This window comes from Chryseobacterium sp. SORGH_AS_0447 (assembly GCF_030818695.1).
In the GTDB taxonomy this organism is placed as follows: domain Bacteria; phylum Bacteroidota; class Bacteroidia; order Flavobacteriales; family Weeksellaceae; genus Chryseobacterium.
The window spans coordinates 641,798-658,159 of the sequence record NZ_JAUTAR010000001.1 but is presented as its reverse complement, the minus strand read 5'-3'; the positions used below and the strand labels follow the sequence as shown (position 1 = coordinate 658,159).

Below are 16,362 nucleotides of genomic sequence, written 5' to 3'. Positions count from 1 at the left end.
TGCCAAACAATTTGAAAATAAATTTTAAAATTTATAATCAAAATAAAAAAGGTATAGAATTTGTCTATCCCATTCTACACTTATACAATGGAAGTATAAAAAAATTGAATCTTTACTTTTTCCGGGTAATTGTGCATGATCTTTATAACGATCCAGTGCAGCGACGGGATTATCCATGGAATTGACAAAGTATTATTACCCTAATTTTGCCCCACAATAATTAGCGAAAACCGGCTGCTTCATCTGAAACAGCCGGTTTATTTTTATGTGTTTTTATTATCTGATTGTATTGTTTAGTCTTTAGATCCCAAATCATCCATCGGATCATCCATTCCCCGAATAACGTTGGAGTGATATACTCTTTCCGAACCTAAGAAATATAAGTTGTTTTTTGCTTTTGCAATAATTCCGTTGTATTCTTCTTCGGTCATCCCTTCAGGAATGTCGGTTTTATTTTCCGAAGGTTTTCTGTATACTTCAAGCGCTCCGCTTCTGTTTAACACAGAATTGGCAGTCGTTGCCTGCTCCACGCTATCGGCATACACCACGATGTTGTTTTTTCCAACACTGTGTTTACGGTATGCATCCAACATTTCTGCATCGTGTGCAAAGGTATATTCGAAAAATCCCTTGGTCTGTTCATCTTCCTGATAGTCATCCGCAGATGCTCCGCTTTCTACATTCGATTTTGAAACAACAATGTTTGCTTCGTCAATGCCGTTTTCTTTTAACTGTCTTTTGATTTCGTCGGTATCTGCTGTTACCGGAAATACTGAAACTACTGTATAAGCCATAATGAAAATTTTTATTAGCTTATGCAAAAGCTATGCAATTTATTCCTTTTTAATTTTAATTTAATTTAAAAACCGTTCGAGGATATCGACCGCACATTTCGGGAGATTGGTACCCGGCCCGAAGATGAAATCGGCGCCGTTGGCATACAGAAATTCATAATCCTGCTGGGGAATAACGCCGCCCACCACGATAGTGATGTCGTCTGCTCCAAGCTTTTTCAATTCTTCCACCACCTGGGGAACCAGTGTTTTGTGGCCTGCAGCCAGAGATGAAACACCTAAAATATGAATATCGTTTTCCACCGCCTGTTTCGCAACTTCTTCCGGTGTCTGGAATAACGGTGCCACATCCACATCGAATCCCATATCGGCAAATGCGGTAGCCACTACTTTAGCTCCTCTGTCGTGCCCGTCCTGTCCCATTTTGGCAACCATTAATCTCGGGCGGCGGCCTTCTTCTTCCTCAAATTTCTGGGTTAAGTTCAGGGCTTTTTCAAAATATTCGTTTTTTCCTGCATTCATGGCATATACTCCTGAGATGGTTCTGATGTTTGCTTTGTATCTTCCGAAACTTTCTTCCATGGCGTCGCTCATCTCTCCGAGAGTTACCCGTCTGCGGGCGGCTTCAATGCATAAAGCCAAAAGGTTTCCCTGTCCGGTTTTAGCCGATTCCCTGATTTTGTTCAGAATTTCGTCAACCGCTTGGGCATTTCTTTCCTGTTTGATTTTATCGAGTCTTTCGATCTGTTTTCTGCGGACTTCGGTATTATCGATATCCAGGATTTCGATGGCGTCCTGCTTCAGTTCTGACCGGAATGAATTTACCCCAATGATGAATTCTTCTCCGCTGTCGATCTTGGCCTGTTTTCTGGCTGCGGCTTCCTCGATCCTCATTTTTGGAATCCCGGCTTCAATGGCTTTGGTCATTCCGCCTTCCTGCTCCACCTCATCGATGTATTTCATCGCTTCTTCGATCATTTGCTGGGTAAGGTTTTCCACCAGGTTGCTTCCGCCCATCGGATCCACAACATCGCAGATTCCGCTTTCCTGCTGAAGAATGATCTGGGTATTTCTGGCAATTTTTGCTGAATAGTCCGTAGGAAGGGCAATGGCTTCATCCAGTGCATTGGTGTGCAACGACTGGGTTCCGCCTAATGCTGAAGATAATGCTTCAATCGCTGTTCTGGTGATATTATTAAACGGTTCCTGCTCTGTTAAAGACCATCCGGAGGTCTGGGAATGGGTTCTTAACGCTAGAGATTTCGGATTCTGCGGATTGAACTGTTTCAGGAGATTGGACCAAATGTATCTCGCTGCCCGCATTTTTGCAATTTCCATGAAATGGTTCATCCCGATGGCCCAGAAAAAGGAAAGCCGCGGTGCAAAATCATCAACCTTCATTCCTGCTTTTATTCCAGTTCTTACATATTCCAGGCCGTCTGCCAGGGTATATGCCATTTCCAGTACCGGAGTTGCCCCAGCTTCCTGCATGTGATAGCCTGAAATGGAGATGGAATTAAATTTCGGAATGTTCTGAGAAGTATATTCAAAGATATCGGCAATGATCTTCATGGAAGGTGCCGGCGGATAAATGTAGGTATTCCTTACCATGAACTCCTTTAAAATATCATTCTGGATGGTTCCCGAAAGCAATTCCTGGGAAACGCCCTGCTCTTCTGCTGCGACGATATAAAAAGAAAGGATCGGCAGCACCGCTCCGTTCATCGTCATGGAAACCGAGATCTGGTCCAGTGGAATTTCATTGAATAAAATTTTCATGTCCTCAACAGAATCGATGGCAACACCGGCCTTCCCGACATCACCTACTACCCTGGCATGATCGGAATCATATCCCCGGTGGGTTGCCAAATCGAAAGCTACGGAAAGCCCTTTCTGTCCGGCGGCCAAGTTTCTCCTGTAAAAAGCATTGGATTCTTCAGCGGTTGAAAAACCGGCATACTGACGGATGGTCCATGGTTTCTGAACATACATGGTAGAATAAGGCCCTCTGAGATACGGCTCGATTCCCGGGGAAGTCTGTGTCAGCTCCCGGTGTTTAACATCTTCCGTTTTATAAGAGGATTTCAATGACAATCCGTCTTTTTCAAACGGATAAATTTCCGTGTTTTTTTCAGTTATATTAAATTGAAGAGTTTTATTCTGAACTTCCCTTCTCATACTTTCGGATTTATTAGATGGCTAAAATTAAGCATTTTTGGGATAATAAATTTGTGTTAATTTTCAGGCAGCTTCAGATTATATTTTGTTCCAGAAAACCGTATGGATTTGCAGGTATTTTGTGTGATTCCGGATTACAGTTAGGTTTCGGCTAAAGCCAATGGAACAGATGGCATAAAAAAACGGGCTGAAGCCCGTTTCTATTGATATCAAATCATTATTTTTTTTTCAAGTTTCTGATCCCCATTTCATACAAAGCAAAAGAAAGCAGATCGGCATTTTCCCCGATCACCTGCTCGGTTGATCTTCCGGCGCCGTGGCCTGCATTTTTTTCAATTCTCAGTAAAATCGGGTGGTTACAAGCCTGCTTTTCCTGAAGTTCCGCCCCGAATTTAAACGAGTGTGCCGGCACTACCCGGTCGTCGTGATCGCTGGTGATGATCATGGTGGACGGATAACAGGTTCCCGCTTTTACGTTATGCACCGGAGAATACGATTTTAAGTATTCAAACATTTCTTTGCTGTCTTCTGCAGTTCCGTAATCATAAGACCAACCCGCACCGGCCGTAAATTTGTTATACCGCAGCATATCCAGAACACCTACTCCCGGAAAAGCAACTCTTGCCAGATCTGGACGCATTGTCATGGTGGCTCCAACGAGCAGTCCTCCGTTCGATCTTCCTGAAAGGGCCATGTATTCTTTAGACGTATAGCCTTTGGCCTGTAAATATTCCCCGGCTGCGATAAAGTCGTTGAATACATTTTTCTTTTGCTGCTTGGTTCCCGCATCATGCCATTTTTTGCCGTATTCTCCGCCTCCGCGGATGTTGGGAACTGCATAGATTCCGCCGTTCTCCATCCAGATGGCATTTACCACAGAGAAAGCAGGCTGCAGGCTGATGTTGAATCCTCCGTAGGAATACAGGATCGTCGGATTCTTACCGTCAAGCTTTGTTCCTTTTTTATAATTGATCATCATCGGGATTTTCGTTCCGTCTTTTGAGGTGTAGAATACCTGCTCGGAAACATAATCCTCCGGATTGAATTTTACTTTCGGCTTCTGATAGACTTCGGATTTCCCGGTGTCGGCATTGAATTTATACGTAGTGCCCGGGGTGATGTAATTGCTGAATGAGAAATAAAGATCTTTCTCTTTTTCTTTGCCTCCGAACCCTGAAACGTTTCCTTTTCCGGGAAGCTTAATTTCCCTTACCAGTTTCCCGTTTTTGTCGTACTGCTTGACCTGATCGATAGCGTCTACCATGTACGTGGCAAAGAAATAGCCGCCGCCGGTGGTGATGCCCAGTACGTTATCGGTCTGCGGAATAACATCTCTCCAAGTTTCAGGAGCCGGATTTTTGATGGTGGTTTTTACCAGACGCATATTCGGAGCATCTTTATCCGTAAAAATAAACAGGTTATCGCCATCGGTATCTACAATGCTTGCATTGATGTCGAACCCTTTGTTGATCTGGATGAAATCGCCACCGTTTTTTAAATCTTTGATATACAATTCATTTCCATTAGTCGCATTGGCCGCGGAAATGATCAGATACCGCTGGTCTTCGGAAACACCTGCGCCCAGATATCTTCTCGGGGTTTTATCACCGCCGAAAATCAGCTGGTCCGCCGATTGTTTTGTTCCCAGTTTGTGAAAGTAGACTTTATGCTTATCGGTCATCCCGGAAAGTACGGTTCCTTCTTTCGGCTTGTCGTAGCTTGAATAGTAGAACCCTTCATCACCAAGCCACGAAATCCCGCTGAATTTAACATCCACCAAAGTTTCGTCGATCTGCTTTTTGGTAACGGCATCAATGATGATGATCTTATTCCAGTCGCTGCCGCCTTCTGAAATGGAATAGGCCGCTAAATTCCCTTTTTTGTTGAATGATAATTGGGAAAGTGAAGTGGTTCCTTTTTCCGAGAATTTATTCGGGTCCAGGAAAACTTCGGTCTGCTTCGTTTTGTTATTGGTTCTGTATAAAACCGACTGCGCCTGAAGACCATCATTTTTATAATAGTAGGTGAAATCACCTTCGGTAAAAGGAGCTGAAATTTTTTCGTAGTTCCAGATGTCTCTCAGCTGATTTTTGATCTGGTCACGGAACGGTATTTTAGCAAGGTATTCCTGGCTGTGCTTCACTTCTTCATCTACCCATTTCCGGGTGGCTTCAGAATCATTCTCTAGGTCTCTGAACGGATCTGCTACCGCGGTTCCGAAATAGGTATCGGTTTGATTTCCTTTTATTGCTTTTGGATAGGTCATTTTTTGTGCATAAAATGTTGCCGAAAACAAAACGCCGGCCGTTAATAATAGGGGTCTGAATTTCATAGTAAGCTATTTTCCCAAAAATAAGGATTCTGTTTTAATAAAAAAAGCTGCAGAAACTGACAGCTTTGTGATGTGACTATTCAATGTCGATCAATTAATTTTAAACGCTATGATCCGCAAATATTCTGTAGCAAAATTGCATTTACTTTTTCAGTCACAAGGGCGTTATACTCAGCAAATGAGACAATTTCAACCGCCTTCATCATTTTTTCAGATCATATAATAATTGAAGGATTTAAAATGAATGTTTTATGAAGTGAATATCAATTTATATTTTTAAAATAAAACTCGTTCAGCTTCCAGGCCATTTCCTGCGGTCCGCCATTCCAGTAATAGGTATCGGTTCCATATTTTACCTGATACAGGCTGAATTTCTGACGGGTAGATACGACCTTGTCTGTGTTTTTCAGGTTATTGGTAATATCGATAAGGAATTTCTTCATTTCCCCGGGGCCGATTTTTTTAATATCCCCGATATTGATCTGCGATGCCTCCGCGGGAACTTTAAAGCTTACTTCATAATCAACTTCCGAGTTTTTCTGATCTTTGATCAGTTCACTCGGTACTGTTTTTATATCTTTGATGCTGTACGTGGCATTTTTGAAATTCCCGATCAGCACTTTAAAGTATTCGCGGGCCTCGTTTTTACAAACCGAGGAAACTTCAGGGGAGAGATTGGAAAGAAAGATATTGGTAAAGCTGTCGACTTTCTGATCGTAAGATTCCTGCAAACTCATTTTATGGGTATTTTCTTTTCCTAAAAAATTGATCAGGTAACTGTTAAGCTCTTTTAGGGAATTGTCGTTGTATTTTACAAAAGATTCAAAATAGAGATCGAATACTTTTTGCGGCGGTAAAATATTTTGTGATCGTACGTTCTGCGCAAAGCACAAAACCACTACCAGAAAGGCAGCTTTAAGGTGTTTCATAATTGTATTATTCAAATTAGTGTATCGTTTTTCCCCAGCCCCTGATAACTCAGAAGCATTTTATAAATGTACCTATTATTTTCAATAATCAATCTTATTTATATTGAAACTTTATCAATTACTGATGAGAAGGTTTGAAGGTTAAGCTAATGCATTTAACTAAAACAACTTATCATTAAAAAATCCATAGTATACATGCGATAAGCATCATCACTGTTGTTTCCCGTGTTTTAAAATCATAAAAAAAAGCCCCCGGATTCCGGAGGCTTTCTAAAGATTTTTTAATTCTTTATCAATTTGACTGAATTTCTACTACCTTTTTTAGTTTCAATCTGAATGATATAATTTCCTTTTTGTAAACTTTGAATATTTACCGAATCATTAAATTTTGAATATCCTTTCTGAACTATTTTCCCGGATACATCCACTATTTTGTAGGTAAAATTATCGTTCGAGGATTTTGAATTTTGAATTATAAAATTATCTTGTGCAGGATTTGGATAAAGTATCAATGAATTTTGATCGGCACCCAAAGTATTATCATTTATACCCAAATAAGCACCATTGAACTTAGTTAAATACGCTGAATAACCAAATCCCGCACCGCCACTACTCCCAGAATAACCGAGAACAAGCGAACCATCATTCAGAAGAAACAACCTTTGAATATTCTCTGCCATTAATGCTGTTGACGGTGGTGTTGTATTAAATATCTGATTACCGTTGCTTGAAGTTGAATAATCGATGGTTCCATTAGAATTAAATCTCATCAAAAGTAATCGGGTGTTGATATTTCCTACCAAGAGATTACTTGCATTACCTATAACTAGTATTTTAGAATTTGGCAGAACGGCAATCTGTTTCATATTTAATCTATTAACATTTGTAAATGCATACTTTGGAGTCATCCCTCCATTAGAAAAGCCTGTAATAAGCGAGCCATCAGAGATTTTAATTTTAGATAAAAATACACCATCAACTCCATCATATGCAGTATGTAAAATCAAAATAGAGTTATTTGAATAATCATACTCAAAATTATTCACTACAGTATCCGAAGTATTTGGCATAATAACGATTCCGTTGTTACCAAATCCCAAGTCATAAGTTCCATTCGGCAGTCTTCTTTCAAGATAAGATTCTAGCATATTATTGGATACATTCTCTTTTGAACCTGTCAGCAAAAATTTTCCATCATTCTGAAGATATAATTTTCTTGCATTAAAAGAACTTAGTGCTAAAATACCATTTGTACCGAAAGAATTGTCTTTAACTCCGTTGGCATTAATTTTCACCATAAAATTCCCCATATTATACCCAAGAATATAGTTGTTTCCATTAGCATCAATAACGATATCTTGTGTGGTTCCATTTTGTCCTAAAGGTACAGTCGTGAAACCATTGGTACCGAAACTCGTATCTAAACTACCATCTAAATTAATTCTTGTAATAAACATATCATTCAAGCTGTAATTTGCATTGGCATTTACCTTTCCTATAATAAGGATCTTATCATTATAAAGAACCATTTTTTTCACTGATTCATTTTGATAACCAAAAACGTTATCGATACTAATTGTTTTTGTTCCGAAGACTGCATCAATGATTCCATTCTGATTCACTTTTTTAATGTCAATATTATAGCCTGAAGAATTTGCGGTCATAAATTGCCCATCTGGAAGCATCACCATATCTGACAATGAAGTACTATATACTTTTGTATATCCACCATTACCGAATGATGCATCTAGATTAAAGGTCTGCGCAGTAATGCAATGCGCTGTCATTAATAGTAGTAAAAAATAGAATTTTTTCATGTTTTATAGTTTTTTTAATTATGTTTTAATTTAAAAAATTGATTTTAATAAAATTATTAAAAATATAACCGTTCGTAATTCAAGATTATAAAAAAGCCCCCGGATTCCGGAGACTTTCTAAAGATTTTATGATAAAGATTTTATAAATTTTCTTCTTCGCCTTTCATTTTTTCGGCATTTTCCGCCATGATGACGGCATCGATCATTTCAGAGATATCGCCGTTCATATAGGCATCGAGATTGTACATGGATTTGTTGATTCTGTGATCCGTTACCCTTCCCTGCGGATAATTGTAGGTTTTGATCTTCGCAGAACGGTCTCCTGTAGAAACCATCGATTTACGCTGGGCAGCAATATCCCCCTGCACCTTTTGAAGTTCGATATCGTATAATTTGGTCCTCAGCATTTCCATCGCCAATTCCCGGTTGGCCAGCTGCGAACGGGCCTGCTGGCAGACAACCACCAATCCTGAAGGTTTATGTGTCAGCTGAACTTTGGTCTCCACCTTGTTTACGTTCTGACCTCCGGCTCCTCCTGATCTGGAAGTCTGCATTTCGATATCCGCCGGATTCAGTTCAAAATCCACTTCTTCGGCTTCCGGAAGAACTGCTACCGTAATGGCCGATGTATGCACCCTGCCCTGGGATTCGGTTTCAGGAACACGCTGTACCCGGTGAACACCCGATTCGAATTTCATGATTCCGTAAACGCCTTCGCCTTCCACCTTCATGATCAATTCTTTGTAGCCTTTGGCTGCTTCATTGGAATCGGTTACCTCATGTCTCCAGCCTTTCGTTTTGAAATACATAGAGTACATTCTGTAAATATCTTCTACGAAAATCGCCGCTTCGTCTCCTCCGGTCCCGGCACGAAGTTCCACGATTACGTTTTTATCGTCTGCAGGATCTTTCGGAATCAATAATACTTTCAGTTCTTCTTCCAGTCCCGGAATTTTTTCCAATGCTTCGTTTTTCTCGATTTTTGCCAGCTCCACGAACTCTTTGTCGGATCCGTCAGCAATGATTTCGTCGGATTCTTCAATCGTATCCAACGCCCCTTTATATTGATCGTAAACTCTTACAATTTTCCCCAAATCGCTATATTCTTTGTTCAAAGAAGAATATCTTTTTTGGTCTGAAATTACATCAGGCTGTATAATAAGGTCGGCCACCTCATTATATCTCTGTTTTATAGCTTCTAATTTTGGAATTAATGATTTAGCCATTATGAAAATTTTGTGGGTGCAAAGATAAGGATTATTAATTCAATTTTAAAACTAATAGTTTGTCATTCTGTATGAAGCGGAGGTTTGTCTTGAAATCAAAGATTGGGCTTAACCCAACAAAAGAACTCGAAAATCAGGATCCGGAATCGGAAGGCTAAAAAGAAAAACTAATTTAAGCCGTACGAAGTTCAGCTTGGTATATATTATTTATAAGCGGTTCAGAATAAAATTGTTTTAATGTAAAATCTCTGAAGTCCTTAAAATAGATAATCTAACACGAATCACCGCCTTTAATGCCATCCCAGTTGCTGATTATCAAAATACCACACTTAACTAATTAGGGAAAAAAACCACAAACTCGATAATATGAAATTCGCAATAAATGTGGTATATAATTAAATAATTGGTATTAATTTTGCACAAATTTACACCAATCAACCAAATATAAAATATTATGAAAAAAGTATTTACTATTGTCGGGCTTGTCTCGATGACAGCATTTTCTAATGCACAGATTGTTATTAATGAAATCTACACAGGTGGTGGTGTTTTAGGCGCAGCCATCACGAATGATTTCATCGAATTGAAAAACATTGGAACTGCTACAGCCTCCCTGAGCGGCGCTACATTACAGTACGGTCCAGCCAACGGTAACTTTACCCAGTATTACAATATTCCGTCAATTTCCCTTAGTCCCGGACAAACGTATCTAATCCAGCAGGGTGGTGAAAATCTGGGCGGCCTTATCAATTTGGTTAACCCCAATCTTATTGTTAATGTTGTTTTAGGGTTTAATGGTTCTACTAATGTGAATGTCGGGGCAGGTCTTGCCCTTACCTCGGGTAAAGTAGCTCTGGCAAGCAATGCTACGCTGGTTACCGGACCAACAGCCTCCAATGTTTTAGATTTTGTAGGCTATGGGCTGGCTGACCAGTATGAAGGGTCCGCAGCAGCCCCGTCACCTACAATTTTGAATTCAATCAGCAGAACAAGTGGTGACACCAACAGCAATTTCGTCGATTTCACCTCGACATTACCGACCCCTCAGTCATCAGCAAGCACTTTGGCCGTAAGTGATATTCAGTCGATTTCCACCTCCGGCAATTTCATCAAAAATACACTGGTGAAAAACAATGAAATTATTTTCCAAAAGGATGTGAAAGATGTGAAAGTTTACACTTCTACAGGACAGCTGATCAAGACCAATCCGCTAAATAACAATGATACCCTTAATATTGCAGAACTGCAAAAAGGAAGTTATATCGTTACAGGAGTCATCAACAATAAAGCAGTTTCCCAAAAGATCCTGAAAGACTGATTTTAAATATTTATGGTAAAACCAGCTGACGCTCGTCAGCTGGTCTTGTTTTTTTTTAATCCGTTATGGTTTCCTGACTTTTATTTTTACAATTAATTTTTGCATCATATAAGAAGCTTACAAAATTTTTTGATTAAGCCAGGCCGTAATATTTAAATAAAATATTCATCCGTTCAGATCGAAGTATAAGATTACTTTTACCTATACGGAACTCCTTTTGCCAGAGGTTTAAACCTGAAAATATAATATGGAGCCTTTGCCTTATTATTTCCCTGATTAAAAGAGGCACCCAAATGCACCTGCGCCGCTGAAACATACATATATCCATCATTCATATTATAGCTTACCCCATCCGGCCACAATAATTTGTTATCACTGAAAACAGAATGGACACTTCGGTCTTTTGCCAGGATTACCGCCACACTATTGCTTTCCATCGCAGTTAAATATATATTCCCGTTTTGGTCTATGCTCAATCCTCCGTTGTTGGGCTTTTCCGAATAGGTTTCTACTCTTTCGGACAATTTTCTTTCAGAAAGATTTTCATTTAACAAATCGTCCAGCTTTACACGGTACAGTTTACTCCCGTTTAACGGTGCATAATACAGCCATTCAAAGTTCCGGTCTGCCGTTATGCCGTCACAGCCGACCAAAAGATTTTTACCATTTACCGAAAGCGGTTTCCCGTTGATGACAGTGGGTCTGTTTTCAGGCACGGTAGTTCCGGAGCCCTGCAATACCCTTCTTGTTTTGCCTGTTTTCATATCAACAATAATTAAGGCAGCCTTACTCCCATCGCCGCTGTTTCCAATGCCTTCATCAGCAATTACAAATACCCCATGCCTGGTATCTACAATCAGATCATTGGGCTGAGATTCGTGGACAACTGAAGTTTCCGGTAAATAATAGATCCTTTCAAGTTTATCGGCAACCGTATTCCAACCTACGATTTTAGGCGTTACAGGGTTACGCTGACCCATATCGAGCATCCAGACAATCCCGTTTTCATCATTGCGGATCCCTAAAACATTACTCAAATAATGATCATCGGTTTCTCTGGGAGTATTCCATTCTTTATTGGGAAAGGGCTGGGTCGTTTTTGTTTCCGCATTATACGATACCACACGGTAAGAAGGATTAAAGAAGGGATGATGACTGTATACCAAATTTCCCTGGTGGGTAAAAGCAATATTTCCTACCGCCTGATCAACTTCTGCAAAGATTTTATGACTGACCTTTTGCGAATAGGTATATATTCCTATCAGTAAGCCCATTGCCAAAATACATTTATTCATATTTTATTATAATTTTTTACAAACATTTTTATAGTTGCAAAACTAAGTATAGTACATTACCTTTGCAATAACGGCATAAATTGATAGTAACAGATGTACAGTATAGATAACAAACAGTACCCATGCAGCACCAGCCTTACCATGAAATACATAGGCGGAAAGTGGAAAGCGGTAATACTTATCCATTTAATCAAAAAAAAGAGATACAGCGAACTGAGAAAAGAATGCATGCTTATTACCGAAAGAACCTTAAGCCTGCAGCTGAAAGAACTGGAAGCAGACGGCCTGATTACACGCACCGTATACACCAGCAAACCTCCGTTGAAGGTAGATTATGAACTAACTGAATTCGGGAAAACTCTTATTCCGCTACTCAAAGCCATTGACCAATGGGGAAAAGAAACAGCGAATAAAAATGAGAAAATAGCGATTCTATAATCCTTGACAGATCATAACGGAAACGCAATGGTTGTAAAACAGAAATTCCAATAAAAATAAGACCTTCTGATCGATCCGGAAGGTCTTTATTGTTTATCTTGTTATTCAGAAATTCCCTTACAACATGGAAGGAAGCTTTTATTCCGGATGTCTACGGGAATCCGGTATCATTTTTCCGCCTCCGATGAATGTCGCAATTCCGGCATCAGAATTTGTAAAGGAGTATATAAGTCATTTAGTCAATCGCTTGTCTACCCAGTACAAAATAATCCCAAGGGCTACAATGCCAAGGCCGATGATGCTTTCTTTCGGGTTGTGGATGAAGGTAAAGTACAAGATATATACACTGAACAGCAGGAAAACCGTAGGAAAAACATAAAACAGATTCGATTTGAATATTCTTCTCTGATCTTTTTTAATGAAATAAGCCGTAGAGATTGCCAGACTTGCAAACAGCTGGAGAATAAAAGCCGTGTACACAAAGATTTCTTTAAAACTTCCGGTCAGAATAATGAGCGTGGCAATTACAGCATGGGCAAAAACAGCGCGGACCGGAATTCCTTTGCGGTTACCGACGGATAAAGATTTCCATAACCGGTTTTCTTTTGCAAAAGCCTGCGTCAGCCTGGATCCTACCCAGAGATATCCGCTGATTGTCGCTACCAGCTGTAAGGCGATGAAGACATTCACGACTCTACCGAAAGTATGCCCCAGCATATTATTCGCCGCTTCTCCCATTACATCTTCTTTACCGGCCAGCTGGCTCACCGGCGCATGTTTCAGCATAATGAAATTCACCAGAAGGTAGCAAACCGTTACGAAAACCGTTCCTACAATCAGTGATTTGGGAAGGTTTTTATCCACTTCCTTAATTTCACCCGCAATATAAGATGCCGAATTCCAGCCGGTGTATGAATAGGTCACAAAAACCAGCGAGGTGGCAAAAGCAGGCAGCATGATTTCATCCCGCCAGGAGTCATCAAAGACAAGGCTGTTACCTATTGCCCCGGATCCTGAAAGCACGACCCCAAGAATAATTAAAACAACAATAAAGGCAACTTTAATCAATGTAAAAAAGTTATGGAACCGGCTTGAAGCCTTTAAACTGAATGACAAGAACAGCGAAACCAGAAAAATAATTCCGATCGCAAAACCGTTCCCGAAAGAGAAATCAAAAGCAGAAAGGTACTTTGACATCGCCAGCGCCGCGAGGGCTACCGGAGAAGAAAACCCGATGATCAGGGAAATCCAGCTTACCAGATAGCCCAAAAGCGGGTGATAGGTTTCTTTCAGGTAGATGAAATCCCCGCCGTTTCCTTTGAAATGCGAGCCCAGCTCGGCGTAGCAAAAAGCACCGAACAACGCCAGAATTCCTCCGATCACCCAAAGGAGCAAGATGCTGTACGTATTGGTAATATCGGTAAGCTGAAAACCCAGCGTGGTAAAAATACCGGTGCCGATCATGTTTGAAACCACAATGGCCACTGCCGTTTTCCAGCCGATCTGATGTGAGGTAGAATCCATTAATTAAAATGTAAAATTAAGCCTTCCGAAGAAATAATTGCCAAATGTTCCCATCTGGACCGGAGCATATTTGAAAACCCCGTAGTATGAATTTTCATAAATCTGAAGATCCGGGAAAACATCAAAAACATTGTTGGCCCCCACAGTTAAGTTGATGTTTTTTGTAAAATCATAGCCCACACTCACATCCGTTACAACTTTTGGGGCAAACTCCTGTACGCCGCCGAAAGGATAACCGTCCCGTATTACTTTTCCGAAGTACGTATTTCTCACCAGAAAATTAAATTTCCCGATGCCGTAGTTTAGCCCCAAGGTTGCTTTTGTTTTCGGGGACAGGCTTTCGATAATGTTGATCTGATCGGGGCCGAAAAATTCATTCTGCGGAGTCTGCAAATTTTCCGGAAAATGGAAATCCGTAATTTTTGTTTCGGTATAATTTCCGGCCAGGTTGATGTTCAGATTACCGCCTCCCAGCCTCCAGTCATAAGCAACCACCAAATCAACCCCTTTGGTTTCCGTATCAATAGCATTGGCAAAAAACCTCCCGCTTTCGACCCCGTAAACCGCCAGCCGGTCATCAGTAATATTACTCGTGATCACAATCCGGTCTTTTACTTTTATGAGATATCCGTCCAGAGTAATCAAAAGTCGGCTGACCGGCCTCAAGGTGAATCCGGCACTTCCATTCACAGAAGTTTCCTGCTTTAACCGGTCGAAGCCAAGTGCTCTTGCTGCCTCACTGTCATTATTGAAGATGCCTTTGGTAACGATTGAATTTCCGGTTGTGGAAATATCCGCATAGGAATTATTAAAATACTGCTGCTGAAGCGAAGGTGCCCGGAAGCCTGTTCCAACCGCTGCACGGATGGCATAATTTTTAACAAATTCATACCTCACCGCCAGCTTTCCATTCAGGGTACTTCCAAAATCCGAATAATTTTCGAATCTTCCGGCCAGGTCTACATTCAGCTTTTTATCCAGATCATAAGAAAGATCCGCATAAGCTGCTACGGAATGCCTTGATTTTGATAATGCATTCTGTGGAGAAAACCCTATAAATGACTGGGATCCTCCAGCTCCGGATACCGTATTCGGATCTGTATTAGCAGTCACAGGGTTGCCATAAATATCGTATCTCAGATAAGACGCCTCCTCTCCGGATTTAATATCGTACTGCTCAAACCTGAATTCACCCCCGAAGGCCACGTTGAAGTTTTTAATATTTTTTGAAATATCCAGATTGACTGTATTCTGAAGAAAGCTGTGTGCCCCCGCATAAAAACTGGTGGGAGAATTTGCTCCTAAAGAAGCATTCACCGTATGGCTTACATCATAATTAAACGTATTGCTTCCGAACGTATTGCTGAGATCAAAAAACCAGTCATTTTTATTGTACTTCGTTCCAACCGCATAAGAAATATCGTATACTTTTGATCCCAGAACCGGCTGAAAACCGTTTGGATAAATAGAATATACATTGTTTGAAGTTTCGCTAGGCAACCTTCTGAAACCAAAGCCCTGCCCTTCTTTAATACTGAATCCTCCGAAAGAATAAAGCTTGAGATGATCATTAAAAGGATATTCGGAATTAAAAAACATCTGAGCCTGCCTGATCTTAGCATCCCCGATCTGAAAATTGAAATCGTCGCGGGTTAATCCCCTCTGCTGAATAACTGCATCATCCGCAGCCCTTGCAGCAGCAGGATCGGCCGCAAAATCGTAAGCAAAATTATCTCCGAAAATATCAAGGTTATGATTTTGCGTTCTCGTTGTCTTTCCCCTATGGTTCAACTGGAGGGACAAGCTGATGTAGCCGTCTTTTTTCCCCAGCGAAGTTCCATAATTTGCGCCTGCCTGGTATGTTTCCCCATCATTACGACCGGAAATCCCGTAAGTAAGGCTTCCCGTTCCTCCTAAATCTTTTTTAAGAATAATGTTAACTACCCCGGCAATTGCGTCAGAGCCGTATTGTGCGGCAGCACCATCTCTCAACACCTCGATCCTGTCGATCGCAATAATGGGAATCGTGCTTAAATCGGTTCCTACAGAACCATTCCCCACCGTATTCTGATAATTTACCAAAGAGGTAGTATGCCGTCTTTTTCCATTTACCAAAACCAGGACCTGATCCGGACCCATTCCCCTCAGCGTTACGGGATCGATGTGTTCGGTACCGTCCGAAGCCGACTGGCGAACTGCGTTGAAAGACGGAATCACATAATTCAACAGATCCTGAACCGTAATCTGGGGTGAAGATTTTTGTATTTTTTCGATGTTAATGATGTCTACCGGAGCGGGCGTTTCCAGTTTGGTTCTCCTGGCATTCCTGCTCCCTACGATAACAACATCTTCAATCTTTTTTTCCTGCTCCTGTTCCTGTGCCGATAAAAATCCAACCGTTAATAGCAGTATACTTGCGCTGAGCTTCTTCATTCTCTACAATAATCTTTTAAAAATAATTAATAACCGTCTGTGAAAAACACAAACTCCAAAAGACATTCAAGAAGCTGG

The 16,362-nt window shown here is 40.7% G+C and carries 11 protein-coding genes; 2 read left to right on the top strand and 9 right to left on the bottom strand.

What is annotated here, in order from left to right:
* Window positions 1-293 precede the first annotated feature (293 nt).
* The 6 genes from QE422_RS03170 to prfA form a co-directional block, all read right to left on the bottom strand.
* Window positions 294-794, bottom strand: coding sequence for a hypothetical protein (locus tag QE422_RS03170; protein WP_307454994.1), 501 nt, complete (start codon window positions 792-794; stop codon window positions 294-296).
* Window positions 795-854: 60 nt separating this feature from the next.
* Window positions 855-2,972: a methylmalonyl-CoA mutase gene (gene scpA, locus QE422_RS03165; RefSeq protein ID WP_307454993.1), complete on the bottom strand. Its 2,118-nt coding sequence runs from the start codon at window positions 2,970-2,972 to the stop codon at window positions 855-857.
* Between the two features lie 217 nt (window positions 2,973-3,189).
* Window positions 3,190-5,304 carry a prolyl oligopeptidase family protein gene (locus tag QE422_RS03160; RefSeq protein ID WP_373463329.1) on the bottom strand — a complete coding sequence of 705 codons (2,115 nt, stop codon included), beginning with the start codon at window positions 5,302-5,304 and terminating at the stop codon, window positions 3,190-3,192.
* Between the two features lie 263 nt (window positions 5,305-5,567).
* Window positions 5,568-6,233 (bottom strand): hypothetical protein, encoded by a 666-nt coding sequence (locus tag QE422_RS03155; protein WP_307454992.1) that lies wholly within the window; start codon window positions 6,231-6,233, stop codon window positions 5,568-5,570.
* A gap of 281 nt (window positions 6,234-6,514) precedes the next feature.
* Window positions 6,515-8,050, bottom strand: coding sequence for a T9SS type A sorting domain-containing protein (locus tag QE422_RS03150; RefSeq protein ID WP_307454991.1), 1,536 nt, complete (start codon window positions 8,048-8,050; stop codon window positions 6,515-6,517).
* A gap of 140 nt (window positions 8,051-8,190) precedes the next feature.
* On the bottom strand, window positions 8,191-9,276 hold the full coding sequence (gene prfA, locus QE422_RS03145; RefSeq protein WP_294285721.1) for a peptide chain release factor 1: 1,086 nt from the start codon (window positions 9,274-9,276) through the stop codon (window positions 8,191-8,193).
* Window positions 9,277-9,730: 454 nt separating this feature from the next.
* On the opposite strand from prfA, the gene QE422_RS03140 reads away from it, so the two are divergent.
* Window positions 9,731-10,594, top strand: coding sequence for a lamin tail domain-containing protein (locus tag QE422_RS03140; protein WP_307454990.1), 864 nt, complete (start codon window positions 9,731-9,733; stop codon window positions 10,592-10,594).
* A gap of 197 nt (window positions 10,595-10,791) precedes the next feature.
* Here the strand turns inward: QE422_RS03140 and QE422_RS03135 are convergent, their stop codons facing one another.
* Window positions 10,792-11,889 carry an L-dopachrome tautomerase-related protein gene (locus tag QE422_RS03135; protein ID WP_307454989.1) on the bottom strand — a complete coding sequence of 366 codons (1,098 nt, stop codon included), beginning with the start codon at window positions 11,887-11,889 and terminating at the stop codon, window positions 10,792-10,794.
* Between the two features lie 93 nt (window positions 11,890-11,982).
* On the opposite strand from QE422_RS03135, the gene QE422_RS03130 reads away from it, so the two are divergent.
* Window positions 11,983-12,327, top strand: a complete 345-nt coding sequence (locus tag QE422_RS03130; protein WP_307454988.1) for a helix-turn-helix domain-containing protein — start codon at window positions 11,983-11,985, stop codon at window positions 12,325-12,327.
* Between the two features lie 231 nt (window positions 12,328-12,558).
* On the opposite strand, the gene QE422_RS03125 is transcribed toward QE422_RS03130, so the two are convergent.
* Window positions 12,559-13,851: an APC family permease gene (locus QE422_RS03125; protein ID WP_307454987.1), complete on the bottom strand. Its 1,293-nt coding sequence runs from the start codon at window positions 13,849-13,851 to the stop codon at window positions 12,559-12,561.
* A gap of 3 nt (window positions 13,852-13,854) precedes the next feature.
* Window positions 13,855-16,284, bottom strand: coding sequence for a TonB-dependent siderophore receptor (locus tag QE422_RS03120; protein WP_307454986.1), 2,430 nt, complete (start codon window positions 16,282-16,284; stop codon window positions 13,855-13,857).
* Between the last annotated feature and the right edge of the window lie 78 nt (window positions 16,285-16,362).

Bases quoted from the DNA above. Each gene is read 5' to 3' on its own strand.
- QE422_RS03170 (WP_307454994.1), bottom strand. From the start codon at position 794: ATGGCTTATACAGTAGTTTCAGTATTTCCGGTAACAGCAGATACCGAC.
- scpA (WP_307454993.1), bottom strand. From the start codon at position 2,972: ATGAGAAGGGAAGTTCAGAATAAAACTCTTCAATTTAATATAACTGAA.
- QE422_RS03160 (WP_373463329.1), bottom strand. From the start codon at position 5,304: ATGAAATTCAGACCCCTATTATTAACGGCCGGCGTTTTGTTTTCGGCA.
- QE422_RS03155 (WP_307454992.1), bottom strand. From the start codon at position 6,233: ATGAAACACCTTAAAGCTGCCTTTCTGGTAGTGGTTTTGTGCTTTGCG.
- QE422_RS03150 (WP_307454991.1), bottom strand. From the start codon at position 8,050: ATGAAAAAATTCTATTTTTTACTACTATTAATGACAGCGCATTGCATT.
- prfA (WP_294285721.1), bottom strand. From the start codon at position 9,276: ATGGCTAAATCATTAATTCCAAAATTAGAAGCTATAAAACAGAGATAT.
- QE422_RS03140 (WP_307454990.1), top strand. From the start codon at position 9,731: ATGAAAAAAGTATTTACTATTGTCGGGCTTGTCTCGATGACAGCATTT.
- QE422_RS03135 (WP_307454989.1), bottom strand. From the start codon at position 11,889: ATGAATAAATGTATTTTGGCAATGGGCTTACTGATAGGAATATATACC.
- QE422_RS03130 (WP_307454988.1), top strand. From the start codon at position 11,983: ATGTACAGTATAGATAACAAACAGTACCCATGCAGCACCAGCCTTACC.
- QE422_RS03125 (WP_307454987.1), bottom strand. From the start codon at position 13,851: ATGGATTCTACCTCACATCAGATCGGCTGGAAAACGGCAGTGGCCATT.
- QE422_RS03120 (WP_307454986.1), bottom strand. From the start codon at position 16,284: ATGAAGAAGCTCAGCGCAAGTATACTGCTATTAACGGTTGGATTTTTA.